Source organism: Cohnella luojiensis, from assembly GCF_004564235.1.
In the GTDB taxonomy this organism is placed as follows: Bacteria; Bacillota; Bacilli; order Paenibacillales; family Paenibacillaceae; genus Cohnella; species Cohnella luojiensis.
The window spans coordinates 1-22,633 of the sequence record NZ_SOMN01000005.1; the positions used below are offsets into that span (position 1 = coordinate 1).

23 protein-coding genes are annotated in these 22,633 nt (G+C 51.7%); 19 read left to right on the forward strand and 4 right to left on the reverse strand.

What is annotated here, in order from left to right; translation table 11 throughout:
- Window positions 1-8: 8 nt before the first annotated feature.
- Window positions 9-143 carry a zinc ribbon domain-containing protein gene (locus tag E2980_RS05935; RefSeq protein WP_420808614.1) on the forward strand — a complete coding sequence of 45 codons (135 nt, stop codon included), beginning with the start codon at window positions 9-11 and terminating at the stop codon, window positions 141-143.
- A gap of 127 nt (window positions 144-270) precedes the next feature.
- Here E2980_RS05935 and E2980_RS05940 read toward each other — a convergent pair whose 3' ends face one another.
- The gene (locus tag E2980_RS05940; RefSeq protein WP_135151230.1) at window positions 271-1,326 is read right to left on the reverse strand and encodes a YeiH family protein; all 1,056 of its coding nucleotides are present in this window, start codon (window positions 1,324-1,326) and stop codon (window positions 271-273) included.
- A gap of 121 nt (window positions 1,327-1,447) precedes the next feature.
- On the opposite strand from E2980_RS05940, the gene E2980_RS05945 reads away from it, so the two are divergent.
- Window positions 1,448-2,371 (forward strand): LysR family transcriptional regulator, encoded by a 924-nt coding sequence (locus tag E2980_RS05945; RefSeq protein WP_135151231.1) that lies wholly within the window; start codon window positions 1,448-1,450, stop codon window positions 2,369-2,371.
- Here E2980_RS05945 and E2980_RS05950 read toward each other — a convergent pair.
- Window positions 2,346-2,981 carry a DsbA family oxidoreductase gene (locus tag E2980_RS05950; protein ID WP_135151232.1) on the reverse strand — a complete coding sequence of 212 codons (636 nt, stop codon included), beginning with the start codon at window positions 2,979-2,981 and terminating at the stop codon, window positions 2,346-2,348. The two genes, E2980_RS05945 and E2980_RS05950, sit on opposite strands and share 26 nt — an antisense overlap.
- Window positions 2,982-3,166: 185 nt before the next feature.
- Here E2980_RS05950 and E2980_RS05955 point away from each other — a divergent pair, with 185 nt between their 5' ends.
- The 3 genes from E2980_RS05955 (at window position 3,167) to trxA (ending at window position 4,928) form a co-directional block, all read left to right on the forward strand.
- On the forward strand, window positions 3,167-3,946 hold the full coding sequence (locus tag E2980_RS05955) for an aldo/keto reductase (protein ID WP_135151385.1): 780 nt from the start codon (window positions 3,167-3,169) through the stop codon (window positions 3,944-3,946).
- Between the two features lie 149 nt (window positions 3,947-4,095).
- Window positions 4,096-4,521, forward strand: a complete 426-nt coding sequence (locus E2980_RS05960) for an RrF2 family transcriptional regulator (RefSeq protein ID WP_135151233.1) — start codon at window positions 4,096-4,098, stop codon at window positions 4,519-4,521.
- Window positions 4,522-4,616: 95 nt separating this feature from the next.
- On the forward strand, window positions 4,617-4,928 hold the full coding sequence (gene trxA, locus E2980_RS05965) for a thioredoxin (protein WP_135151234.1): 312 nt from the start codon (window positions 4,617-4,619) through the stop codon (window positions 4,926-4,928).
- Window positions 4,929-5,062: 134 nt separating this feature from the next.
- Here trxA and E2980_RS05970 read toward each other — a convergent pair whose 3' ends face one another.
- The gene (locus E2980_RS05970; RefSeq protein WP_135151235.1) at window positions 5,063-5,782 is read right to left on the reverse strand and encodes a hypothetical protein; all 720 of its coding nucleotides are present in this window, start codon (window positions 5,780-5,782) and stop codon (window positions 5,063-5,065) included.
- A 212-nt stretch (window positions 5,783-5,994) separates the two neighbouring features.
- On the opposite strand from E2980_RS05970, the gene E2980_RS05975 reads away from it, so the two are divergent.
- From E2980_RS05975 to E2980_RS05990, 4 genes are all read left to right on the forward strand, one after another.
- Window positions 5,995-6,174, forward strand: a complete 180-nt coding sequence (locus E2980_RS05975; RefSeq protein WP_135151236.1) for a hypothetical protein — start codon at window positions 5,995-5,997, stop codon at window positions 6,172-6,174.
- 84 nt (window positions 6,175-6,258) lie between these two features.
- Window positions 6,259-6,999: a response regulator transcription factor gene (locus E2980_RS05980; RefSeq protein ID WP_135151237.1), complete on the forward strand. Its 741-nt coding sequence runs from the start codon at window positions 6,259-6,261 to the stop codon at window positions 6,997-6,999.
- A complete protein-coding gene (locus E2980_RS05985) occupies window positions 6,996-8,075 on the forward strand; it encodes a sensor histidine kinase (protein WP_135151238.1) in 1,080 nt (359 codons plus the stop codon). Before E2980_RS05980 ends, E2980_RS05985 begins: the two co-directional genes overlap by 4 nt.
- On the forward strand, window positions 8,072-9,346 hold the full coding sequence (locus E2980_RS05990) for a molybdopterin-dependent oxidoreductase (RefSeq protein WP_135151239.1): 1,275 nt from the start codon (window positions 8,072-8,074) through the stop codon (window positions 9,344-9,346). Before E2980_RS05985 ends, E2980_RS05990 begins: the two co-directional genes overlap by 4 nt.
- 157 nt (window positions 9,347-9,503) lie before the next feature.
- Here the strand turns inward: E2980_RS05990 and E2980_RS24110 are convergent, their stop codons facing one another.
- Window positions 9,504-9,647: a hypothetical protein gene (locus E2980_RS24110; protein WP_167747002.1), complete on the reverse strand. Its 144-nt coding sequence runs from the start codon at window positions 9,645-9,647 to the stop codon at window positions 9,504-9,506.
- A gap of 72 nt (window positions 9,648-9,719) precedes the next feature.
- On the opposite strand from E2980_RS24110, the gene E2980_RS05995 reads away from it, so the two are divergent.
- From E2980_RS05995 to E2980_RS06040, 10 genes are all read left to right on the forward strand, one after another.
- Entirely contained in the window at window positions 9,720-10,604 is an 885-nt protein-coding gene (locus E2980_RS05995; RefSeq protein ID WP_135151240.1) for a DUF6612 family protein, read from the forward strand.
- A gap of 131 nt (window positions 10,605-10,735) precedes the next feature.
- Complete coding sequence (gene ychF / locus E2980_RS06000) at window positions 10,736-11,836, forward strand: redox-regulated ATPase YchF (protein WP_135151241.1); 1,101 nt, start codon at window positions 10,736-10,738, stop codon at window positions 11,834-11,836.
- Between the two features lie 168 nt (window positions 11,837-12,004).
- Window positions 12,005-13,420 carry an alpha-L-fucosidase gene (locus tag E2980_RS06005; protein WP_135151242.1) on the forward strand — a complete coding sequence of 472 codons (1,416 nt, stop codon included), beginning with the start codon at window positions 12,005-12,007 and terminating at the stop codon, window positions 13,418-13,420.
- A gap of 40 nt (window positions 13,421-13,460) precedes the next feature.
- Window positions 13,461-15,674 (forward strand): AraC family transcriptional regulator, encoded by a 2,214-nt coding sequence (locus E2980_RS06010; RefSeq protein ID WP_135151243.1) that lies wholly within the window; start codon window positions 13,461-13,463, stop codon window positions 15,672-15,674.
- 284 nt (window positions 15,675-15,958) lie between these two features.
- The gene (locus E2980_RS06015; RefSeq protein ID WP_338080630.1) at window positions 15,959-16,864 is read left to right on the forward strand and encodes an ABC transporter permease; all 906 of its coding nucleotides are present in this window, start codon (window positions 15,959-15,961) and stop codon (window positions 16,862-16,864) included.
- 14 nt (window positions 16,865-16,878) lie between these two features.
- Window positions 16,879-17,775 (forward strand): carbohydrate ABC transporter permease, encoded by an 897-nt coding sequence (locus E2980_RS06020; RefSeq protein WP_135151245.1) that lies wholly within the window; start codon window positions 16,879-16,881, stop codon window positions 17,773-17,775.
- A 116-nt stretch (window positions 17,776-17,891) separates the two neighbouring features.
- The gene (locus E2980_RS06025; RefSeq protein WP_205699928.1) at window positions 17,892-19,562 is read left to right on the forward strand and encodes an extracellular solute-binding protein; all 1,671 of its coding nucleotides are present in this window, start codon (window positions 17,892-17,894) and stop codon (window positions 19,560-19,562) included.
- A 162-nt stretch (window positions 19,563-19,724) separates the two neighbouring features.
- A complete protein-coding gene (locus tag E2980_RS06030; RefSeq protein WP_135151246.1) occupies window positions 19,725-20,861 on the forward strand; it encodes a stalk domain-containing protein in 1,137 nt (378 codons plus the stop codon).
- 148 nt (window positions 20,862-21,009) lie between these two features.
- Window positions 21,010-21,810, forward strand: a complete 801-nt coding sequence (locus E2980_RS06035) for an ABC transporter permease (protein WP_135151247.1) — start codon at window positions 21,010-21,012, stop codon at window positions 21,808-21,810.
- Window positions 21,811-21,817: 7 nt separating this feature from the next.
- A complete protein-coding gene (locus tag E2980_RS06040) occupies window positions 21,818-22,630 on the forward strand; it encodes an ABC transporter permease (protein ID WP_167747003.1) in 813 nt (270 codons plus the stop codon).
- Window positions 22,631-22,633 lie beyond the last annotated feature (3 nt).

Consider the following 22,633-nt stretch of genomic DNA (forward strand, 5'->3'; position numbering starts at 1 on the left):
CTTGCCCCATTTGTGCGAAGCGAAACAAGGCAATGGACCGAACGTATAGGTGTTCATGCGGGTTTCACGCACACCGTGATCGGGTTGGCGCAATCAATATCATGCGACAACCTATGGCAGATGGTAAAAGTCTGTCAGCCTAAGATGCTATACGCACTGTCTTAGGATTGGCTGATGGCACAGCCTCAAACTTAGCAGTTGTCCAAACCGGAAACGGACTGCGGACGTACCAACTAGCTAAGAATCCCACGGCTTTAGCCGTGTGGAGTGTCAAAATGTAATGAATGTTAACCCCGAAAGCAGCAACGATGCAATCAGCGTAGCAAGTAGCGGCCGCATCGCACGCGCTCGGAAATCGCGCAGACTCACGTTAAAACCAAGCCCAGCCATAGCCATTCCGAGCAATAACGTCGTTGCGGTGGATAATCCGTTCAATAATTCTGCTGGATTGGGAAGGATATATGGCATGGCATAGCTTCCGAATAAGCTCGTGGCAACAAAGCCTAGGAGGAACCAAGGGAATGGGAATGCACTCCGTCGCGTTCCGGCGCCGTGTTGAACGTCTTCCGTTCTCGTGCCGGCACGAATCTTTGATAAGCTTACGATACCCAAGCATAACGGAATAAGCAGGGCGACTCTGCATAGTTTCGCAAGCAATGCGTCCGTCATGGCATCTGGCCCCGCGGGCGCCGCAGCCATGGCGACATGCGCGATTTCGTGCAAGGTTAGTCCCGACCATATGCCGTAAGCTTCTGCACCCATGGGCAACCAAGGCTGAATTAGCATGTACATTACCGCGAATACCGTTCCAATCATCGCGATCATGCCGACGCTTATAGCGGAATCCTCCTCCTTGGACCTGAGCAAAGGGGATACCGCGGCAACCGCCGCAGCCCCGCAGATCGCGGTCCCGACGGCAAGCAGGAGCGTTAACTTGCGATCCGCTTTAAGCCATCGCCCCACAAGAAGGACAGCAACCATAGCAAAGATGACAGTGCCGCCGCTTCGAACAAGCAAGGGAAGTCCTTGTATCAGGACATGGCTTATGTTCAGCTTCAATCCGAATAAGACGATGGCAAGGCGCAGCAAGGTTCCGGAGGAGAATCGGATGCCGCTCTCGATCGTGAGCGGATATCTAAACCGGTGACGGTAGGCAACGGCAAGCAGCAAAGCGCATGCGAGCGGGCCGAAACGGTCAAGCCCGGGCAACAAGGACAATCCCCATCCTCCCAATGCAAATGCTAGCGTGAATATTATGCCATATATTCGGGAGTGAACAGTGGGGAGAGAGGCGATCGTGGGTGAAGTTTTTATTTTTGCAAGCATGATGTCTGATTCCTCCGATGCATTCGAACCTTATGTTCAGCATACGTCGGTTTGTTTTATAAGAAAAATTAATTATAATTATATCTATGGTAAGTAAAAACTAATGAATGGATGAATTCAAATGGACCAATCCCTAATCGTTTTCTCGGAGGTGGCGGATACTCGCAATTTCTCTCGCGCGGCGGAGCGGCTTCATATGACGCAACCTGCGGTAAGTCAACATATTCGGGCATTGGAGGAAAGGCTTAAGGTCAGGTTGTTGGAACGCAACAACAAATCCGTGACGTTGACGAAAGCCGGGGAAATCGTACTCCATCATGCCAAGGAAATCGGGGGCTTATATCGCAAAATGCAGGAAATGGTGGACGAATTGATGCACTATACGGGCGGTCCGCTGTCTGTTGGGGCTAGCTATACGTTCGGAGAATATGTACTGCCCCTTACCTTGGCGAGGCTGCATACGGAATTCCCCGATATTCGTCCGGCGGTCGTAATCGGGAATACGGCCGATATTGCGGAACAGGTTCGTAACCGCGTGCTGGACGTCGGCATCGTGGAAGGAGAGGAAATCGGCAGCGGTCTAAGCGTAGAGAAGCTGGCGGAGGACGAAATGTACGTAGCGGCAGGGGCTCGGCACCCGCTTGCGAATGTCTCACCGATTCCGCTTCGGTTACTGGAGGAGCAGACATGGCTGGTCAGGGAGCAAGGATCGGGAACCCGGGCGGCTGCCGATAAAATGTTCGCGGAGCTTGCCATTCAGCCATCGCGACTGATGGAGATGGGGAGCACCCAATCGATCAAGGAAACGGTAGAAGCCGGGCTCGGCGTCACTTTGCAATCGCGCTGGGCGCTTCGCAAAGAGCTCGGGCTCGGCTCCTTGAAGGTATTGAATATAGAAGGTCTTCCGTTCAAGAGAAGCTTTCATGTCCTGTTGCGTAACGGCGATCTTCGTACGCGGACGATGGAAGTATTCCTGCAGACGCTTCGTTCCGCATCCGAGACGATGTTGTCGTCGAATTCTACTTCTCCTGAGAAATCTTCTTGAACGCTTCCAGGAATTGAGCGGACGGATAAGCGCCGGAGAGCGCGTATTTGTTATTAATGATGAAGAACGGTACACCGGAGATACCTAACGCCTTGGCGGATTCTTGGTCTTTCTTAATGTATTCAAGACCTTCCCCGGCTTCGAGATGACGCCTAGCCTCATCTGCATCGAGTCCCAATTCTGCGGCGATCTCCATCAGAACGTCGAGCTTGGCGATATCCCGCCCGTCTTCGAAATAAGCTTTCATGACCGCGTCTATCCAATATACCTCATCCTCTTCCGGAAGGAGAGCGGTTATCCTGTGCGCGAGAACGGTATTCGGCATTCGCTCGACCTTGTCGAAGTTGAAAGTAACGCCAACGGCTGCTCCTGCATCGGTCACCCGTTGCATCATCGGTCTAAGTCGCTCGGCCCCGCCCATTTTTTTCTCCATGACGCTATTGAAGGGCAAGCCTTCGGGCGGCAGCGAAGGATCTAATTGGTAGGCATGGTAACTGACTTCCACCGTCTGACCGGATTGCTCGCTCCATGTTTCGATCGCGTCGCTCATATTCTTTTTGCCTATTCGGCACCAAGGACATACCATATCGGAATACACATCAATTTTCATCGGATCACCTCATAATGAAATAACAACTGTGCTCTAAGTATGGCAGACTACAACGCGGCATTCAATGTGCGGCGACGAACCATCGATGATAAAATGGATGAGTAGAAAAACAGGCCGAATCGCAGGAGGGAATTGGAGTGAAGTTAACGATAGATTCGACGGCGGAGCTGCTTAACGGCGTGGAAATGCCGCGGCTCGGACTCGGGGTTTGGCGCGCCGAAGACGGCAAGGAAACCAAGAACGCGGTAGCAGCCGCCCTGGAGGCAGGCTACCGCAGTATCGATACGGCATCTATGTACAAGAATGAGAAAGCAGTAGGGGAAGCCATTAGAGCTTCCGGCATACCGCGCGAGCAAGTTTTCGTCACGACGAAAGTATGGAACAGCGAGCAAGGCTACGACAATACTCATCAAGCATTCCGAAGCAGCTTACAACGGTTAGAGATGGATTACGCGGATCTCTATCTGATCCATTGGCCGGTCGCGGGTTTGTATAAGGAGTCCTATCGCGCGCTGGAGGAGCTTTACGATCAAGGGCTGGTGCACGCGATCGGCGTTAGCAATTTCAATATTCACCACCTCGAGGATTTGATGGGGACATGCCGCATCAAGCCGATGGTGAATCAAGTGGAGCTTCACCCCCTGCTTACCCAGAAGAAGTTATTCTCCTTTTGCCGCAAGGAAGGTATTCAGCTTGAATCTTGGCGTCCGCTTATGCAAGGCCGTCTCGATCTGCCGCTGATCGGGGAACTTGCCGGCAAGTACGGTAAAACTGCGGCGCAGATCATTTTAAGGTGGCATTTGCAGCTTGGAGTAGTTACGATTCCGAAATCCGTACGAGAAGAACGAATCCAAGAGAACGCGGATGTATTCGACTTCGAGCTGGAGCCCGAGGATATGAACCGAATCGATGCGCTGAACGAGAACAGGCGCTTCGGGGCGGATCCGGATCAAATCAATTTCTGAGACAGGATGCGGATAACATCCTATTGTAAAGAATCCCTTACCGACGGATAAATACAGGCCCGAAATGAAATAATACGAGACGTGGCACCCCCTTGACATTTCCAACTGTAACAGATATTATTACAGTAACCACCGGGGAGGCTTATCGAATGAACAGTGAATTCATCATAGCTGTCCACAGCCTTGTTCTCCTTGCGCATCGTCCCGATGGCATGGCCTCGAGCGAGGAGATCGCGTCCAACGTGTGCACGAATCCCGTCCGGGTACGCAAGGTCATGAGTTGCTTGCGCAAGAACGGTTTCGTGGATACGCGGGAAGGCTCCGGAGGCGGTTACCGGCTAATCCGCGAACCGGGGGACATGACGTTGGCGGACGTTTATCGCGCTTTGGCCGCGGGATCGCTGGCTCCTAGTTGGTGCAGCGGGGATCCGAACGCGGACTGTCTGGTAGGCTCCAACATGGGCGAAGTCATGAACGCCGTGTTCTGCGGGGCGGATCAGCAATTGGAGACGTATTTCCAATCGATTACGATCGGGCAGATGCTGTCGCGTCTGACGGCGAAAGCTAGAGCGTAGCACTTAAGTTTTACATGGGGTGGAGCGGGTAATTAGAAGTACCCGATCATCATAGGTTTAATACATTATTTCACTTTGGATAGGAGAGATGTCTTATGGCAGTTGCAATTACAAAAGACAATTTCACTGAGAACGTGGCGCAAGGAGTTTCCTTGCTGGATTTCTGGGCACCGTGGTGCGGACCTTGCAAAATTCAGCTTCCGATCGTTGAGGAGCTTTCCGAGGAATTGAAAGGCACGGCGACGATCGCGAAGGTGAACGTGGACGAAGAGCCTGAGCTCGCAAGCCAATTCGGAGTTATGAGCATTCCGACTTTGATCTTGTTCAAAGACGGTCAACCGGTTGACAAGCTTGTCGGCCTGCAAAGCAAAGAATCCCTGAAGGCAAAGCTCCAAAACTACATGTAAGCCGGAATAAACGGACACCGCAAGTCGTCTTCTCAGACGGCTTGCGGTTTTTTTTTCATACAATCACGGCATAAAAGCGCATGACAAAAGGTTGAGCGGGTAACACCCGGCTCAACCTTTTTTCGTCAAAAATTTTAGATCGTCCATTGGCCGTGTACGATGGCTACCAGCTTCCGATCGTTTTGCGAGGGAACGAAGACGAGAATTAAGCTCTCCCAATCCATCCCTTCGAGCTTCTCGTCGAAGCCCGGATAATGGAACTCAACGTATGAGGCGTTCGGGTAAACCTCGGTGCCGTTGAATTCGACGTTTCCGGTTCCCAGGATTTTATTGACGCTAACGTTAGGAGCGTCTCCGTAATCCTTGTCGTAGACGAATTTCTCGTAGTATTCCCGGAACGAAAGCTCGATAGGCTCGCCGCTTCCGTCCGCCGTTCCCCATTTCAGCTTTTTCGCATCCTTGAAGGTAGGGAGAGTATCCGGCTTGAAGACGAGGTCGGAGTCGGGATTCATATGAGAGTAAGGAGAGAAGCGCAGGCCTAACTCGGGATCGATCCATTGGACTAGCGAACCCAAGTCTCTCTCGCGCAATAATTCAACGACTTCTTGGGCGACGTCTTTCAATTCGGCATCGTCCGGCGAATCCGTTGATTTGGAATCGGATGGGGTACGATCGCTTGGCGTTGCGGAAGCTTCGCTGCTCGATTTGACGGTAGGTTCAATCCCAAAGGATGAATCGGCGGATGGTAGTGAGCTCGGAACAACGACTGTTCCGGCAGAATCTGTTTTGGCTCCGCAGCCGGCGAGCAGGAGAGCGAGAAGGGCCGCTATTAGAAGCGGGTACATTCTTCGCATGATTTATTCCTCCTTGCAATGATGTACTTGTTTAGACGCAGAAGAAGCCAAGATGTTCCGGTGGAAAATGCTGTGATTTCAACTTTTGTTCAACGTAAAATACGTAATACATTCGTAAGAAAAGTTTAAGAACGTCTTAGCATCTTCGTTAGGGATGAGTTAGATTCGGCAAGTATGCTTTCTAGGAATAGATAACTAGGAGGCTTAGCGGAATGAAAAAATTAATCAATGTAGCGGCTATGCTAACGTTGTTAAGCAGTCTTCTGGCTGCTTGCGGCAACGATAACGGGGACAACATGGAAAAAAGCCCAAGCCCGTCTATGGAATCCCCGGCAGCTTCGATGAAGAACGACGACAAAATGATGGAAGGTGACATGAAGGAAAGTAAGTAATTCTCTATGCGGCCGACTCCCCGGAATTGACCGCCCTTGTGCTATAATTTGGATATTGAATTCTAAGTTGGCGGTGAGGGAAGAATGGCGGTTGTTAAGGTGCTGGTCGCCGATGACGAGCGGGATATCACCGACGTCTGCAGAAGGTATCTCGAGCGCGAAGGGTATGAGGTGCTTGTCGCTAATGATGGGAATGAAGCGCTTGTGCAATGGGAGCAGCATCGACCTGCGCTTGCCATTCTTGATTTAATGATGCCCGGCAGTTCAGGTTGGGACGTGTGCGCCGTCATTCGCCATCAGGAAGATATCCCGATCATCATGCTGACGGCCAGAGGGGAAGAGAGCGATCGAATCCTTGGGTTAACATTAGGAGCGGACGATTACTTAACGAAGCCGTTCAGCCCTCGCGAGCTCGTATTAAGAGTTAGGAATTTGTTGCGTCGCGCAAATGTACAGCATTCTTCAGATGGCCAAAGGCAGACCGGCCTGGAGCCCGTTCCTCCTCAACAAGAACCGGAAAAGCATTTCGAGGGCTTGTCGGTTGTCCCTTCCGGACGAAGGGTAACGGTAAGAGGACGGGAAGTGGAACTTACGGTGAAGGAGTTCGACCTACTCCATTTATTCGTGCGTCATCCGGGACAGGTCTTTTCCCGCAATCAGTTGTTAAGCCAAGTATGGGATATCGATTTCGATGGCGATACAACGACGGTCACCGTGCATATCAGACGATTGCGCGAGAAGATCGAGGCAGAGCCCTCGTCGCCGCAATTTCTCAAAACCGTGTGGGGCATCGGCTATAAATTCGAAGGGAAAGCGTCAGGATGAGACATTTTCCCGTAAAGCTCAGAACCTATCTACTGCTGGTCAACGCGATAAGCATAGCCGTAATTTTGGGACTGTTGTTTTTCTGTTATAGCCGGATGCTGCTTGACGCCTCGACTTTCTTGTGGCTTGGGGGAGCAACCTTGGTGGCTGGTCTCTTGTCGTTCGTATTGCATTTCGCCATGATCCGTCCGTTGGAACAATCCGTAATACGGATAGGTGATGCATCGGGGGAAATTGCTTCGGGCACGCTCGGTGCAGAGGTTCCGATTGTCGGGCCGAAGGAATTCCGGCAGCTCGCGGAACGCTTTAATACGATGAGTCGACAGTTGAAAGGAAGCTTCGAACGAATTCGGCAAGCCGAAGCGTCCCGGCGCGAGCTAGTGGCAAACGTGGCGCATGACTTAAGGACGCCGCTGGCTCTGTTGCAGTCTCACGCGGAGGCACTTCAGGACGGCGTCGTCCAGGATGAGGAGAATTTCGCGAATTACCTGCGGACTATTCGCATGGAATCGATACGCTTAGGCGCATTGGTTCAGGATTTGTTCGAGCTTTCCCGGATCGACGCCGGAGAGGAGCCATTTGTTCCCCATAGGGTTAGCCTGGAGGACGTGCTCGTTCAGACTTTGAAAGTCTACGCGCCGAGTCTGGACAATAAACGGCTCCAGGTAGAAGTCTCGCTTCCGGAGCCATCGCCCGTAGTCATGGCGGCGGAGACCAGCTTAAGAAGAATATTGGGCAATTTATTGGAGAATGCGATCAGGCATTCTCCTGAAGGCCGATCCCTAGCGTTATCCGCGGAAATCCATTCGGATAGCGAGTGGATCATTCGGTTACGGGATGAAGGGGAAGGAGTCGCCCAGCAAGACCGGGAGAAGATCTTTCGCCGTTTCTACCGAACGGATCTAAGCCGCAAGAGGGACGGAAGCGGCTTGGGGCTTGGGCTCGCCATTGCACGGTCCCTAGTGGAACGGCAAGGGGGAAAAATAGGAGTAGAGCCTGCTGCACAGGGAGGCAGCGTTTTCTGGTTCACTGTTCCCAGGGCGGAAACTAACCATTCGAAGGAGGAGTCTGTATGAGCGGACGGAAGCCGGGTTTCGGCAGGCAGTTGGCGGATTTGCACCGTTGGAACGGATGGATCGTGCTTATTCTGACGATTACGGGGCTGCTGTTGGCATGGGGGGCCGTTAGAGGCTGGCTGGATGGGCACTTCCGCAATCCCGTCAAGCAAATTCATATCATTCTCGGCGTTCTGTCCGGTGTGCTGATACTGCTTTATATTCCTTTGATGAAGCGTCATCTGAAGCAAATCAGGCAGCGCCCGAAGCAGAAGGGGAACCTGAGCTTCGTTATGGCGTTGCTCGTCGGCTGGCTCCTCTCGGGTATCGTCTTGTGGCAAATCCGCAGATTCCCTCCGGAGTGGGCCAACGGAGCGTTGCTCGTTCACGACTTATTAACGTACGTAGGCGTACCGTACATCATTTATCATTCCGTAACGAGGATCAAATGGATGAAGAAGCCAGAACGGCGGGCCATAAAAACCTCGGAGGATTCGTCGGTTCCGGTACCGCGTACTCCCGAAATTGCGGCGCATTCCGGAAGTTCGAGAGAAGAACCTGCACCCTGGATCAATCGTCGCCAGTTTCTGAAGTATTCATTAGGCGCGGCATTGACGGTGGCGGTCGCCCCCACGTTCTTCCGATGGCTTACGTCTAACGCGGGGAGCTCATTGACCGGCGTACCGGGCGGAATGAAAGAAGTGTCCGACGAAACGAATCGGATGCTTCCGAATCCGACACCGTTGCCCGACTCCGTTAACGTGGTCGGAGGGGGAGCCAAGGGTCGTTTTCAAGTATACACCGTAACCCCTCTTCCGACATTCGACTCCGCTACCTGGAGCTTTACGATTAACGGGCTTGTCGAAAAACCGGCTAATTGGAATTGGGAGCAGTTCCTCGCCTTGGCTCGCACGGTTCAAGTCAGCGATTTCCATTGCGTGACGGGGTGGTCGGTATACAAGAACACGTGGGAAGGCATCCCGTTATCCGCCTTGTTGAAGCAGGCTGGAGTAAAATCGACGGCTAAACACGTTAAATTCTATTCCGGGGACGGGGTTTATACAGATACGCTGACTCTGGAGCAAGCCAATATGGATGATGTATTGGTGGCGGTGTTGCATGACGGCAAGCCGATCCACCGGGACTATGGCGGCCCCGTGCGCCTAATCGTCCCGAAGATGTACGCCTATAAGTCCGTAAAATGGCTGGACAGAATCGAGCTCATCGACAAGGAGCATATCGGGTATTGGGAACAAAGAGGATACGACACGGACGCGTGGGTTAACGTTTAATGCGTTCTTGCCCGACATTCTGGGTATGTTAAATTGGAGGACGATTAGGTTTATATCGGATTGCAGCCCGAGCTGGCAAGCAGCCCGCCCTCAGGGGACGGTTGCGCGCGAGTTCGGGCTGCCGTGCGTCTAAATAGTTCGCAAGGGGAGCTGCGGCTTAATCCGTTTCTTTACGAATCGTTGGCACGGGAGCGACGGTCTTGGTTCTTTCCAGCGTATCGTTGACGTACGCCATGTCTTGGTTTTTCGCCTTCATATGCGTCGTTCCTTTATAATTTCCTTTGTGCGATTTGTTTTCCATAGGTATCCCTCCTCTCTTCGAGGTCATTTTGCGCAATCCCCCTTTACGTTATCCGCAAGGAGGTATCCCATCATGGTTTTTCATGAAAATTATCGTCAGGGGTATAGATATTATTCCAGGTTAGTTCTGCTGGCGGCAATATTGTGTCTTACTGCAGGATGCACGGCTGATGCGCCAGGCCCTGCTTCACCGACTGCCGGACCGACTTCCTCCGTAACGGAGTGGCTGGATAAAGCCGAAACGGCAGCCGGGCAAATGGCGAATTACGCTTTCGAGCTGCATTTAAACCAGCAGCTTAGCGGGGAAAGCGATGAGGATCGGTCCAACGTAAAGATCGATATGCAAGGCCGCGTCGAACGGAGTCCGCTGAAGCTGGATCAAACGATTAAGAGCGATATCGATGGAGAGAAGTCCACTCTTCGCGCGATCGTCGTGCCGGATGCCTATTATATGTATCTACCCGAATATGAGGAGTGGAACAAGCTGGGCAAGGAGGTTGCCGCGGAGAACGTGGCGACTCTGTCCGATTTTCAGGTGGATCCGAAGAAAGCTCTTCAAAATATTCGGGCGCTTGGGAATGCGTTGGCGGTCGAGCCTAACGAAAAAAGGATTTCCGTGAACTACGAGGGGGTCGGTGAGGAGGCTTCGTCGTTTGTCGCGAGAGTCCTCGGAAGCACATTGGGCTTGTCCGGAACGGAAACGGAAATCAAGAGCAGTCTAGCCTTACGGAAGCTCAAGGTAAGCATGAATCTGGATGCCGAGAAGCATTGGCCGCTTTCTTACCGCATAGAATCGGATTTCACGATTGAGCTGGAACCGGGCAGGAAGACCGTCGTCAGCCAAGCGTTGGCGGGTACTTATAACAAGCACAATGCTACAGCTGCCATAACGGTGCCAAAGGAAGCGTTGAAGGCCCTCGATCCGGATGAAATGGACGAGCAGCTCGACTTGCAATGAATGCCATTAGGTTTATGGATATGGACGTTACCTCGTAGTTCCGTTATAATGGCGTGAGAATTGAACAGCTTGACGATCGGTAACGAGCGTGCCTCGGGAATCGATCGCAAGGAGTCAGGAGTGTTAGATCAATGGCACTGTCGTGCGGAATTGTAGGGCTGCCCAACGTAGGGAAGTCCACCTTGTTTAATGCAATCACTCAAGCGGGAGCGGAGATGGCCAACTATCCGTTCTGCACCATCGACCCGAATGTCGGCGTAGTTGAAGTGCCGGATGAGCGTCTTCAGAAGCTTGCCGATATTGTAAATCCGAACAGAATCGTGCCTACCGCGTTTGAATTCGTGGATATCGCGGGATTGGTGAAGGGCGCTAGCCGCGGAGAAGGACTCGGCAACAAGTTTCTTGCCAACATCCGCGAAGTAGACGCGATCGTTCACGTCGTGCGCTGCTTCCAGGATGAGAATATTACCCATGTCTCGGGTAAGATCGATCCGATCAATGACATCGAGGTCATCAACCTCGAGCTGATCCTCACGGATATCGACTCCGTCGAGAAACGGATGGAGCGTACGCGCAAAGGCCTTAAGGGCGGCGACAAGAAGGTTGCCGAAGAGCTGGAGGTTCTGGAGCGGCTGCATGCTGCCCTAACGGCGGAGAAAGCAGCTCGAACCGTTGAGCTATCCGCCGAAGAGAAGCATATCGTGCGCGATCTTCACTTGCTGACGATGAAGCCCGTGCTGTACGCGGCTAACGTAAGCGAGAGCGAAGCGGCTAATGCCGACGGCAATCCTTACGTCCAGAAGGTTCGCGAGTTCGCGGCTGCGGAAGGCTCCGAAGTGGTGTATATCAGCGCGAAAGTAGAGTCCGAGATCGCCGAGCTTGAGGGCGAGGATAAGGAGATGTTCTTCGAGGAGCTCGGCTTGACCGAATCCGGCTTAGACCGTCTCATCCGCGCGTCGTATAAATTGCTTGGCCTCTATACCTATTTTACGGCGGGCGTACAGGAAGTTCGGGCATGGACCATTCGCAAGGGAACGAAGGCTCCCCAAGCGGCAGCCGTCATCCATACCGACTTCGAACGGGGATTCATTCGCGCCGAGGTCGTGTCCTATGCGGACCTTACCAATAGCGGATCTATGAAAGCCGCCAAGGAAAAAGGATTAACGCGCCTTGAAGGCAAAGAGTATGTCGTTGCCGACGGCGACGTCATGCATTTCCTATTCAACGTATAATATCGATTGCTGAAGCGGCTTAGCGGGGGTCAACTCCTGCTAGGCTGCTTTTTTTTGATCCATCAGATTCCGCTCCCGCGAAAAAAGAGAACTATCCGAAAAAATCCTATTGAGGGTTTCACGTGCAGAGTTTATCCTCAAGGAACCTTATTACGGGAGGAAATAAACATGAACGATCTCGATATACAAGAGAACCGGCAAGCCGAACTCTCCGAAACCCAGGAAGTGGAGCACGGCGTCCACAATTACAGCAGCGAATCGGAATGGGTGAAGCCGGATGACCCGGTCACCTTGGAAAGATTGGAATGGTTCAAGGATCAGAAATTGGCCCTCATGATGCATTGGGGTCCTTATTCCCAGCTTGGCCTTGTCGAGTCTTGGACGCTCAGCGACGAAGACGGGGACTGGGCGCGCAACGACATTGACTGGACGAGCGATTACGAGGAGATGAAGCGCGAATATTTCGGATTAAACAAGACGTTTAATCCGATCCGTTTCCAGCCGGAAGCGTGGGCGGACGCAGCCGCAGAAGGCGGGTTCAAGTATCTGATCTTCACGACCAAGCACCATGACGGTTTCTGCATGTGGGACACGCATACGACGGATTACCGGATTACGGGCAAGGATACGCCTTTCCATGCGCACCGTTACGCCGACATTTGCAAAAACGTGTTTGACGCTTTCCGCGAAAAGGGGTTGGCGATTGCCGCATATTTCTCCAAGGCCGATTGGAATACCCCGTACTATTGGGCTTCGGGCATGGAGCGGGGCCGCCATATGTGGAGGGGACCGTCCTACGATCCCAAAGAATATCCTTGGCTGTGGGAAAAATTCGTCGATTTTACCCATGAACAAATCATGGAACTTCTAACCCGTTACGGTAGAATCGATATTCTGTGGCTGGATGCAGGATGGGTGAGAGACGGCGGCCGGGTCAAGCAGGATATCCGGCTGGGCGAGGTGGTCGAGCGCGCGCGGCAGACGCAGCCCTGGCTTCTTTCCGCGGACCGTACGGTGGGAGGTCCTTACGAGAATTACGTGACGCCGGAGCAGACCATTCCCGATAGACCGTTGAACGTACCGTGGGAGAGCTGTATAACAATCGGAACCTCCTTCTCGTTCGGTTTCGAGGACAAATATAAAACCGCGCGGCAGTTGGTCCATATTCTTATGGAGGTGGTGGCCAAAGGCGGCAACCTGGCCTTGAACGTAGGACCTCAGCCGGACGGGCGGCTGCCCAAAGGCGCGGTCAAAAGCATGAAGGAGCTTGGCAACTGGATGAAAGCCTACGGGGAAGCCGTATACGGAACGCGCATTTGCGCTCCTTATTATACGGGTTCATGCGCTTTCACGACCAAAAATGATATAGTATACTGCACTTATCTGTATCCAAGCGCCGATACGCCCGTTTCTGAATACGTCCATTTTGCTTATCCAAAGCCTATTGCGGGTATCGAGCTTGTCGGAATCGACGGGCAGCTGGAATATTCGCGCACGGAAGAAGGGATCGCGGTCCGCCTTCCGGCAGGCGAAGCGGATGGGGAAGCCCCGATCGCCCACGTGTTTCGGATCCGGAACAACTAGGTAATAATGCGGGTACCCCAAAGGAAAGAGGAGATTCGATATGAACAGCAACTGGTTCCGGCGACTCCTGTTATCGTACCTTCCTATGTTTTTTATCGTGATCACGATTTTATTTTTTGTTTTTTTCCAAACTCTGAATGAACAGAATCGCAAGGAAGCGATAAAAGCCAATGAGTTCCTTACGCAGCAAGTGATCCGTTTTACGGACAATTCTTTAAAAACCGTGGATTATCGAGTATTGCGGGACATTCTTTCCGCCCCGGTGCTCAAGCGCTTTTTCAGCACGGACAGCAACGACGTTTACGAGAGCATCGAGGCTACGAAGCTGATGGATGACTGGAAATTCAATTATCAGATTATCGATTCGATCTATTTTTTACGGCTGCAGGATCATTTCATATTGGGAGACGGGTCCGGCCTGACGTCGGATTTTCTGGACGCGCCGTTTATCAATCCGTATGTGGAGCAGACGAATATTCCCGGCAAATGGACGGGGAAAAGAGTATACACGACGTATCCTAACGAAAAACCGTCGGAAGTTATCACTATGGTTCAGGGTTATCCTCGTTTTACGAACAAAAAAAGCGGTTATATCGTAGTCAATGTCAGCTTGTCGAAGCTGAAACGCTCCATTGCCCCCATGTATAACAGCGACCTCACATTTGTCCGCATGAAAGACGTTCAGGGTGGAAGTCTGCTAGGCGACGATACCGGAAATCAAAAAAATCCAAGCGTATTCTCCCGCTATATCTCTCCCTATACCGGTTGGGAAGTAACAAGCGGTCCGGTAGATAAAGGAATTCTCCGCATCGTTCTTCATTTTTACAACGTATGGCTGATCATGGCCATTGCTGCGGTGATTCTTGGCGTTCTATGGGTCGTTCATGTGTCCCGCCGCAACTACAAGCCGATTAGCCAGCTCGTTTCTCTTATCCGGACAAGCTCCTTGATCAATCAAGATGTCGGCAAGCCGGATAAAAATGAATTCGGCTTTATCCGCGGCGCTCTGGAGCATCTGATGGAAGAGACGAAAAAAACGAGGCAGCAAAATAACGAAAATATGATTTTGCAAAAGAAACACCGCTTTCAGGAGGCTGTCGAAGGGAGCTTTCCGATCCGAGAGACGGAATGGCAGGCGGATTTGATCAAATACAACGTAAACCCCGCCGGTTCCTATTCTTTTGTGCTGGTGCTGGACATCGACCGTTATCGCAACTTTACCGAAACTTTCAAACCGCACGATCAATCGATACTCAAATTCGTTGTTTCTAGCGTCGTTCATGAAATGGCTCAGCTCAGCGAAGCGTCCGCATGGGCGGAATGGACGGCCGACCGACGGCTGTCGGCTATCGTATGGGTGCCGGAGAATGAGAATTCGGACGGGCTTTCGGATATTATCGGAGAACAGATCGTGGAATGGATTCGCGGCAATCTTGGTTTTTCGGTAACCCTAGGCATTGACGGCATGGCTATCCGTCTTGAAGAAATTCGTAGATCCCATGAAATCGCAAGCAACCTGCTGCAATATAAAGCCGTCCTGGGAACCGGGAGGTTGATCCGTTCGGACGAGGTGAACAGTTCGCAGTCCCGGATTCACGAATATTTCGGTACGATTCATTCGCTCTCGCAGGCCATGAGGCTGCCGGAGAACGCTTGGCACAAGCATCTGGAAGATTTGTTCAAGCAAATCAAGGATTCCGTCTCCTCCCGCAAAGAGATTGAAAGCCTGTTGCAATTCCTGCAGCAGCAATTGAGCCGCGTATTCCTGGAAATGTCGAGAGAATATCGGATAGTCTGGAAAGACAAGGAAGCGGAATGGCTGGAATTGGAGAAGAGCTGGGAAACCGTGGAGGAACTTGAGGGCGCTTGCGGGCGAATCTTCGAGGAAATGTCCGACAAGATGCAGGTATTGAGGGATTCCCAGAAAACCAGGGTCGTGATCGGCGATATCCGCAGTTATATCGAAGAGAACTACGGCAATCCGGAGCTTTCCCTAGATTACTTAAGCGACAAATTCATGATGCAAACCAAAAACATCAGCAAGCTGTTTAAAGAGGAATTCGGGGAGAATTTCGTCGATTTCCTGATCGGACTTCGGATCGAAAACGCTAAGAAGCTGTTTCTGGAAACGGACAAGTCGCTGCAGGAAATCAGCGCCGAGATCGGGTACTACAACTATAATTCGTTTAATCGGGCCTTCAGGAACGTTGCGGGAATTTCCCCTAGCGATTACCGCAAACAGGCTTTCCGATGAGTTATGTCATACGAAATCCGAATAAATCCCTTAGCGGGCGTCATTAATCCGGCGCAAATCTAAGGGGTTTTCTTTGCGCGAAAAAGGTGGACGGTAGAAAAAGGAGAAGTATGCGCTCTATTCAGCTGGTTTAAGGGTGAAATCAAGGTTCGGGAAAATAGAGAGGTTACGGAATCTTACAAATTGATGGATGAAACGTTCCCGGGATAGAATCGAATTACCGAACCCGGCAGCCCTGATTTTCATACGGCATCCGGGAATGAAAACAACAAGGGGCAATGCGGATGGCTCAGACTTGGATCAAGGCGAGACGAAGTTGGGAGTTGTATGTTCTTGTTCTTCTCCCGGTGCTCTATCTACTCATTTTCAAATACATTCCGATGTTCGGCGTAATGATCGCGTTCAAGGATTATAACGTGGTCAAAGGAATATGGGGTAGTCCTTGGGTAGGATTCAAACACTTCGAGAATCTCTTCCATTCTCCCAACTTCCCGCTGTTGATCAAGAACACGATCGGTATCAGCTTCTATTCCTTATTGGCGGGATTCCCGATTCCGATCCTTCTGGCCTTGGCTCTCAACGAAGTAAGGACGGGCTTCTTCAAGCGATCGATACAGATGATCACCTATGCGCCTCACTTTATTTCGACCGTCGTCATGGTTTCGATCATCATCCTGATGCTTTCTCCTCATGTCGGCATCGTGGAACGACTGTTCATCTTTCTCGGATTTCCGACAACCAATTTCATGGGCGAGCCGGGATTGTTCAAATCCATTTATGTCTGGTCGGGCGTCTGGCAGGAGATGGGCTACGCTTCGATTATTTACATCGCGGCTTTGGCCGGCGTCGATCCTTCCCTGTATGAAGCGGCGAAGATGGACGGGGCGTCCCGGTTCAAGAAAATCATCCATATCGATCTGCCGTCCTTGCTCCCGATTACGGTCATCTTGCTCATTCTTAGCTTAGGTAACATAATGGGCGTCGGCTTCGAAAAGATATACCTGATGCAAAATCCGCTCAACATGAGCACATCCGAAGTCATTTCCACCTACGTGTACAAGGTCGGTCTGTTGGGTGCCAACTTCAGCTTTTCCTCTGCGGTCGGATTATTCAATTCCGTCATCAACCTGATCCTGCTCGTAATCGTCAATTTCTTCGCCCGCAGAGTTTCGGATAATAGCTTATGGTAGAGAGGCGGTCGACCATGTTTAATGCAAGAATCAAGGAGCCGTTCGGCGACCGCGTGCTGCTCGTCTTCATCTATATTCTACTCTTGATATTGATGCTTTCAGTGCTGTATCCGTTGCTATACATTATAAGCTCGTCCTTCAGTTCTCCCAACGCGGTAGTATCCGGCCGGGTTTGGCTGTTTCCGGTCGAGTTCTCGCTCAGGGCTTACAAATCGATATTCAACAGCGCCCAACTGATGCTTGGCTTCTATAACAGCGTGATCTATACCGTCGTCGGTACATTCATCAATGTCGCCTTTACGGTTCTCATCGCGTTTCCGTTGTCGCAAAAAGCGATGCCTGGCCGCAAGTTCATCATGATTCTGATGATGATCACTCTCTTCTTTAGCGGCGGACTCATTCCGACCTATTTGCTGGTCAAAGAGCTTCAAATGCTTGATACGCGCTGGGCGCTATGGCTTCCTGGAGCCTTCTCCATTTTCCAGGTCATCGTGGCCAGAACGTTTTTCCAAACCTCCATCCCGTCCGAGCTTCAGGAAGCTTCCCAGATCGACGGGTGCAGAGATTTCCGATACCTGTTCAGCATCGTGCTGCCGTTATCTAAACCGATTCTGGCCGTCATGGCGCTTATGTACGCGGTAGGGCATTGGAATGCTTACTTCGACGCGCTGATTTACCTTAGGTCGGAAAAATTGTTCCCGCTGCAGTATGTCCTTCGCAACCTGTTGATTCTGAACGCTGCCGACCCGGCCATGCTGGCGAACACCGCTCAGACGCTTCGCGATCAGGGTTTCGAGCAGGTACTCAAGTATGCATTGATCGTCGTGGCTTCTATCCCGGTTCTGATCCTGTATCCGTTCGTGCAGAAGCACTTCGTCAAAGGAGTCATGGTCGGTTCCTTAAAAGGTTGATCATCGGCAATAGCGTGAATTCCGTGTGGAGGTGAGCGCCCAAGAGAGCCGATCCGCATCCACGAACAGCTTCATCTTTATGAAGACCTGATTTACCATCCAAAGGAGGAGTCAGTTTGAAAAAGTCATTGTGGGTATCGTTAATGCTTGTGTTGGTCAGCAGCATCGTGCTTTCCGCTTGTTCCGGCGGTAAAACAGAAAACAACGGCACGAGCCCGTCCACCGGCGCGGATTCGTCCTCCAGCGTTTCCGCAAGCCCGGAGCCGACAGGTCCGGTTGAAATGACATTTTTCGCTCCTCAAGGAAAAGCGCCGCTCGAAGATAATGATTACACGAAGCTCGTAGAAAAGAAGTTCAACGTCAAAATCAAGTGGGACCTCGCGCCTGCCGATGCTTTGGTTGACCGCAGGCAATTGCTGCTCGCCAGCGGCGATTACCCGGAAGTGTTTCTCGAAGGCAAGTTCAAAAACTCGGACGTGATGACGTATGGCAAGCAGGGAGTATTGATCCCGCTCAACGACCTCATCGAGAAATATGCGCCCAACTTGAAGGCGATGATGGAGAAAAAGCCGTATTTGACGGAAGCGATGACGGCGCCGGACGGCAACATTTACGGCATTCCGCGCTTGAACGAATGTTATCATTGTACGTTCTCCCAGAAGTATTGGATGAACAAAGAATGGCTCGATAAAGTCGGACTGCCTGTGCCAACGACCACGGATGAGCTGTATACCGTGCTGAAGGCATTCAAGACGAAGGATCCCAACGGCAATGGAAAAGCGGACGAAATTCCGCTGACCGGCGCACCGAACAAATCCGTCTGGAACGGCAATATCGACGCGTTTCTAATGAATTCATTCATCTACAACGACAACGACAAATATTTGACTTTAACGGACGGCAAAGTCGACTTTGCGCCTAACAAGCCGGAGTGGAAGGAAGGCCTCGCGTTCATGCACAAGCTGTACAAGGAAGGCTTGATCGACAAAGCTTCCTTCACGCAGAACGACCAGGCGGTCGGCCAACTCGGCAACCGCGAAGGCGACGAGATCGTAGGCTCCATTACGACTGCGCTGCTCAGCTACCTTCTCAATGTGTGGGATGACAAAATCACTCGCCACCAGCACTGGGTCATCGTACCTCCGCTTAAAGGGCCTCAGGGCGTGCAGATCGCGGGCATCTCGCAAGGTCTCGGCGAATTCCCGTTCGTCATCACCAACAAGGCAAGCGAGGCTCAGCAAATAGCGGCTATCAAAATAGCAGATTATGCTTATAGCGAAGAAGGCGCGCTTTACAGCGAATACAGCCCGAACGAGGGCATCGGCTGGAACAAAGCGCAGCCGGGCGAGAAAAACAACGACGGCCAACAGGCGAAGTACAGCTTTGAAAATCTTAAAAAGCTGGATGAGACCGTCGTAAGAAACGACAGCTGGTCGCTGCTCGGTCCGAAGGATATGTCCAAAGAATTCCGCGACTCCTTCGCCTCGGCGCAGGATCCTCTGAGCTCGAAAGGCTATGAAAGACGCTTGGCGCTTGCTACGAAGGAGTATGAGCCGTACGCTCCGAAGGAGTTTTACCCGGCAAGCGCGTATATCCGTCCGGAAGATACGGATGCCTCGGCGCAGCTGGCGACTTCCATTAAGGACTACGTGCTGTCCAACATGGCTCAGTTCATTCTCGGCAACAAGGATCTTGATAAAGATTGGGATTCTTACGTCAAAGGCTTCGACGGCTTGAACCTAGCGAAATACATCGAGATTTACCAGGCCGCGATTCAAAAAAATTAATCGTAAAAGAACAGTTCAGGAAGTATTTCCTTCGGGGATACTTCCTTCTGTTCATCTTGGGGTCGGGGCAGAAATGCATGCAACCTTTCCGAGCTTATATGCGTCATAGAAACTGACAATCAGGCAATCACGATAAAGCTATAAGCGAAGGGAGAAACAACTATGCAAAAGAAAAAACTATTGGTACTCGTCACGGCGGTAGGTATTCTGGGTACGTCCGCGGCGGTCGGCGCAAGCGGTTTGGTCAGCAAGGTCAACGGGGTTCTAAATAAAGGGATCGTAGTTTCCGTGAATGGAACGGATACGACTTTGCACCCGGTATACATCGGCGGCAAAGCCTATTTGCCCGCACGCGATACAGCGGAAGCGCTTGGCTACAATCTGAACTGGAATTCGAAGGGCAAGGAGATCGAGTTGACGGAGCAAGAGGAGGAAGCGGTTGAATACGTTCCGATTTCAGGCGTAATCGTAAACGCGACTCCGATCGAGGACGGCAAGTATCGGCTCGAGCTTCTCGGCAAGGGCAGCAATAACTGGATTATCCTTACGGCGGACAAAGACACGGTACTTACGAATGAGACCGGCGACGTATTCGCGGCGAAAGATTTGAAAGTAGGAACTCGCGTATACGCGGAGTATGGTCCGGTTATCGCCATGAGCTTCCCTGGTCAATCCCATGCAGCTAAAATCGTCGTGGGCAGCGAAAGCTTGGTGAAAGAAGACGTCATCCAAGCGGTGGAAAAAACCGACGACGGCTGGCAAGTGAAGTTCGGCGAGACGAAAGACGGCGTCACCACTACGACTTTAGTTCTCAACGCCGGCAAGGAAACGAGCGTGCTGACCTCCGAAGGGCAATCGGTTGACTGGGCAGACGTGAAGGCCGGAACTAAGGTGACTGCTTACTATGGACCGATCATGACGAAGAGCTTGCCGCCGCAAAGCCCGCTTCACTATCTCGTCATCCCTCAGGCAAACGCTCCTGCTGCCCCTGCGGGCAAAATGTCGCCGGAAGTCGCCCAGGAATATCGCGAGATAGCCTGGAACAATTTGTCCGCGGAAGCTAAATCCCACTTGATCACGAAAAAAGACGAGGCGCAAGTGTCGATTATCGCATCGGGCACGGGGGGGATCATGACGACTACGGACGCGCAGAAGAAAAGGTTGGAAGAGATCAAGGCCGCTAACGGGCATTTGATTGAAGTGAAATACAGCACGGATCAAGATGCGTTGTTAGGACCTCTTACTCTCGTTCTCGATCCAGAGACAAAAGAAGTTCTCGGAACTTTCATCCGGAAGTAAGCTCAGTGGACGGAATAGACATAAAAAACGCAATCCGGTTTTATCGGATTGCGTTTTTTATGTCTATCGAAAAATGCGCGCATGTGATATATTAATGTCCAATTTATTCCTAATGAGGAATTACGGATCGGTCAGGTGATCAGATGCCATGAGGGCTTACGGTTATTTTATCAAGATGAGAGTACTGACTGCGCTCGCTTACCGGTTTGAAGTGTGGATCGGGATGGTCGGCGACATCATCATGCTTGCGGCTTCCGTCTATATTTGGAAAGCGGCATACGGGAACGGGGTCGTTGGCTCCGGGGGGTTCGACGTCGGGCTTCAGAACATGATCACCTATACGGTTATCTCCGTGCTCCTGGCATCCGTTTTTCAGACCGGGGTTCAGAACACGATTTACACTCAGGTCAGGGAAGGGAACATAGCGCTCGATTTTATGAGACCGTTGCCATTACTCGGAATCTATCTGTCCGATGATATAGGCAGCATGGTTAGCGCGCTCGTCAATAAGGCCATTCCGCTTATCGTTGCGGCGGTACTTCTGTTCGGCTTCCCATTGCCGGCAGGCGCGGGCGCATTTGCCGGTTTCTTGGTAAGCAGCTTGTTCAGCTTCGTTATCCTATGGCTTATGAGCGCCATGGTAGGAATGGTTGCGTTCTGGGTAGCTGAGCTGGGGAACCTGGGGATGGTGAAGGATGCCGTCGTGCGCGTCTTATCCGGCAGCCTGGTCCCTTTGTGGTTTTTCCCTGATGCCGTTCAGAACGTTTCGGAGTGGCTTCCGTTCCAATATACTTACCAGACGCCTATCGGGATATATATCGGTGTAACGACTGCTGGCGATGCCGTCCGGGCGATTTGCATTCAGGGGATTTGGGTTATTATTCTCGGTTTGCTGCTGGCGTGGATCTGGAAGCACGCCCGAAGCAAAGTCATGGTTCAAGGGGGGTGAGGGCGGCATGAACGAGGTTAGGCATTACGTTACCGTGTTCGGCTATTACGCCAAACTAGCCATTCAAAGACAATTGGAATACCCGTTGTTCCTAGTCAGCTGGCTTCTTATGATACCGACGCAATATTTTACGGGCATCTGGATGCTCAAGATCATCGTGGACCGTTTTCAGCCGTTAAGCGGTTGGGGCTTTCATGATTTAGCGTTCCTTTACGGGTTAGGGCTTCTCAGCCATGGGCTTGTCGTCGTCTTCTTCATTCCGACCTGGGGCACCGAATTCGCGGTTCTTCGCGGGGAATTCGACCGCCTTCTGCTAAGGCCGATGAACGTTTTCTTTCAATTCGTTACCGGGTATTTCAATTTTATCGGGCTCATCGATCTCATTCCGGGCGTTGTCATTTTCATATACGCGGCTAACCTGGTCGGCTTCGATTGGGGTATCGGGAATCTGCTCAAGCTCGCGCTAGTGGTCATCGGAGGAACGTTGATTCGAGCGAGCCTTTATACGATTATCGGGGCAGTCGCCTTTTGGACGAAGCGCAGCCGAAACCTGATTTTCATGGCTGTTGCGACGATGGAGCGAACGACCATGTATCCGTTGACGCTCTACCCGCAAGCCATTCAAGCGGTTCTGACGTTCTTGCTTCCGATCGGTTTCATCAGTTTCTATCCGGCGGAGCAATTTCTGGATAAGTCGACGTCGCTCGAGCTTCCGCTCGGATTAGCGATATGGACTCCGGTAGTTGGCTTAATCTTTTTTGCTTTGGCGTATGCGGTATTCAGGTTCGGGTTGCAAAAATACGAAAGCGCGGGCTCGTGAGGT

Coding starts and splice junctions, on each gene's coding strand:
- E2980_RS05940 (WP_135151230.1), bottom strand. CDS start 1,326: ATGCTTGCAAAAATAAAAACTTCACCCACGATCGCCTCTCTCCCCACT.
- E2980_RS05945 (WP_135151231.1), top strand. CDS start 1,448: ATGGACCAATCCCTAATCGTTTTCTCGGAGGTGGCGGATACTCGCAAT.
- E2980_RS05950 (WP_135151232.1), bottom strand. CDS start 2,981: ATGAAAATTGATGTGTATTCCGATATGGTATGTCCTTGGTGCCGAATA.
- E2980_RS05955 (WP_135151385.1), top strand. CDS start 3,167: ATGCCGCGGCTCGGACTCGGGGTTTGGCGCGCCGAAGACGGCAAGGAA.
- E2980_RS05960 (WP_135151233.1), top strand. CDS start 4,096: ATGAACAGTGAATTCATCATAGCTGTCCACAGCCTTGTTCTCCTTGCG.
- trxA (WP_135151234.1), top strand. CDS start 4,617: ATGGCAGTTGCAATTACAAAAGACAATTTCACTGAGAACGTGGCGCAA.
- E2980_RS05970 (WP_135151235.1), bottom strand. CDS start 5,782: ATGCGAAGAATGTACCCGCTTCTAATAGCGGCCCTTCTCGCTCTCCTG.
- E2980_RS05975 (WP_135151236.1), top strand. CDS start 5,995: ATGAAAAAATTAATCAATGTAGCGGCTATGCTAACGTTGTTAAGCAGT.
- E2980_RS05980 (WP_135151237.1), top strand. CDS start 6,259: ATGGCGGTTGTTAAGGTGCTGGTCGCCGATGACGAGCGGGATATCACC.
- E2980_RS05985 (WP_135151238.1), top strand. CDS start 6,996: ATGAGACATTTTCCCGTAAAGCTCAGAACCTATCTACTGCTGGTCAAC.
- E2980_RS05990 (WP_135151239.1), top strand. CDS start 8,072: ATGAGCGGACGGAAGCCGGGTTTCGGCAGGCAGTTGGCGGATTTGCAC.
- E2980_RS24110 (WP_167747002.1), bottom strand. CDS start 9,647: ATGGAAAACAAATCGCACAAAGGAAATTATAAAGGAACGACGCATATG.
- E2980_RS05995 (WP_135151240.1), top strand. CDS start 9,720: ATGGTTTTTCATGAAAATTATCGTCAGGGGTATAGATATTATTCCAGG.
- ychF (WP_135151241.1), top strand. CDS start 10,736: ATGGCACTGTCGTGCGGAATTGTAGGGCTGCCCAACGTAGGGAAGTCC.
- E2980_RS06005 (WP_135151242.1), top strand. CDS start 12,005: ATGAACGATCTCGATATACAAGAGAACCGGCAAGCCGAACTCTCCGAA.
- E2980_RS06010 (WP_135151243.1), top strand. CDS start 13,461: ATGAACAGCAACTGGTTCCGGCGACTCCTGTTATCGTACCTTCCTATG.
- E2980_RS06015 (WP_338080630.1), top strand. CDS start 15,959: ATGGCTCAGACTTGGATCAAGGCGAGACGAAGTTGGGAGTTGTATGTT.
- E2980_RS06020 (WP_135151245.1), top strand. CDS start 16,879: ATGTTTAATGCAAGAATCAAGGAGCCGTTCGGCGACCGCGTGCTGCTC.
- E2980_RS06030 (WP_135151246.1), top strand. CDS start 19,725: ATGCAAAAGAAAAAACTATTGGTACTCGTCACGGCGGTAGGTATTCTG.
- E2980_RS06035 (WP_135151247.1), top strand. CDS start 21,010: ATGAGGGCTTACGGTTATTTTATCAAGATGAGAGTACTGACTGCGCTC.
- E2980_RS06040 (WP_167747003.1), top strand. CDS start 21,818: ATGAACGAGGTTAGGCATTACGTTACCGTGTTCGGCTATTACGCCAAA.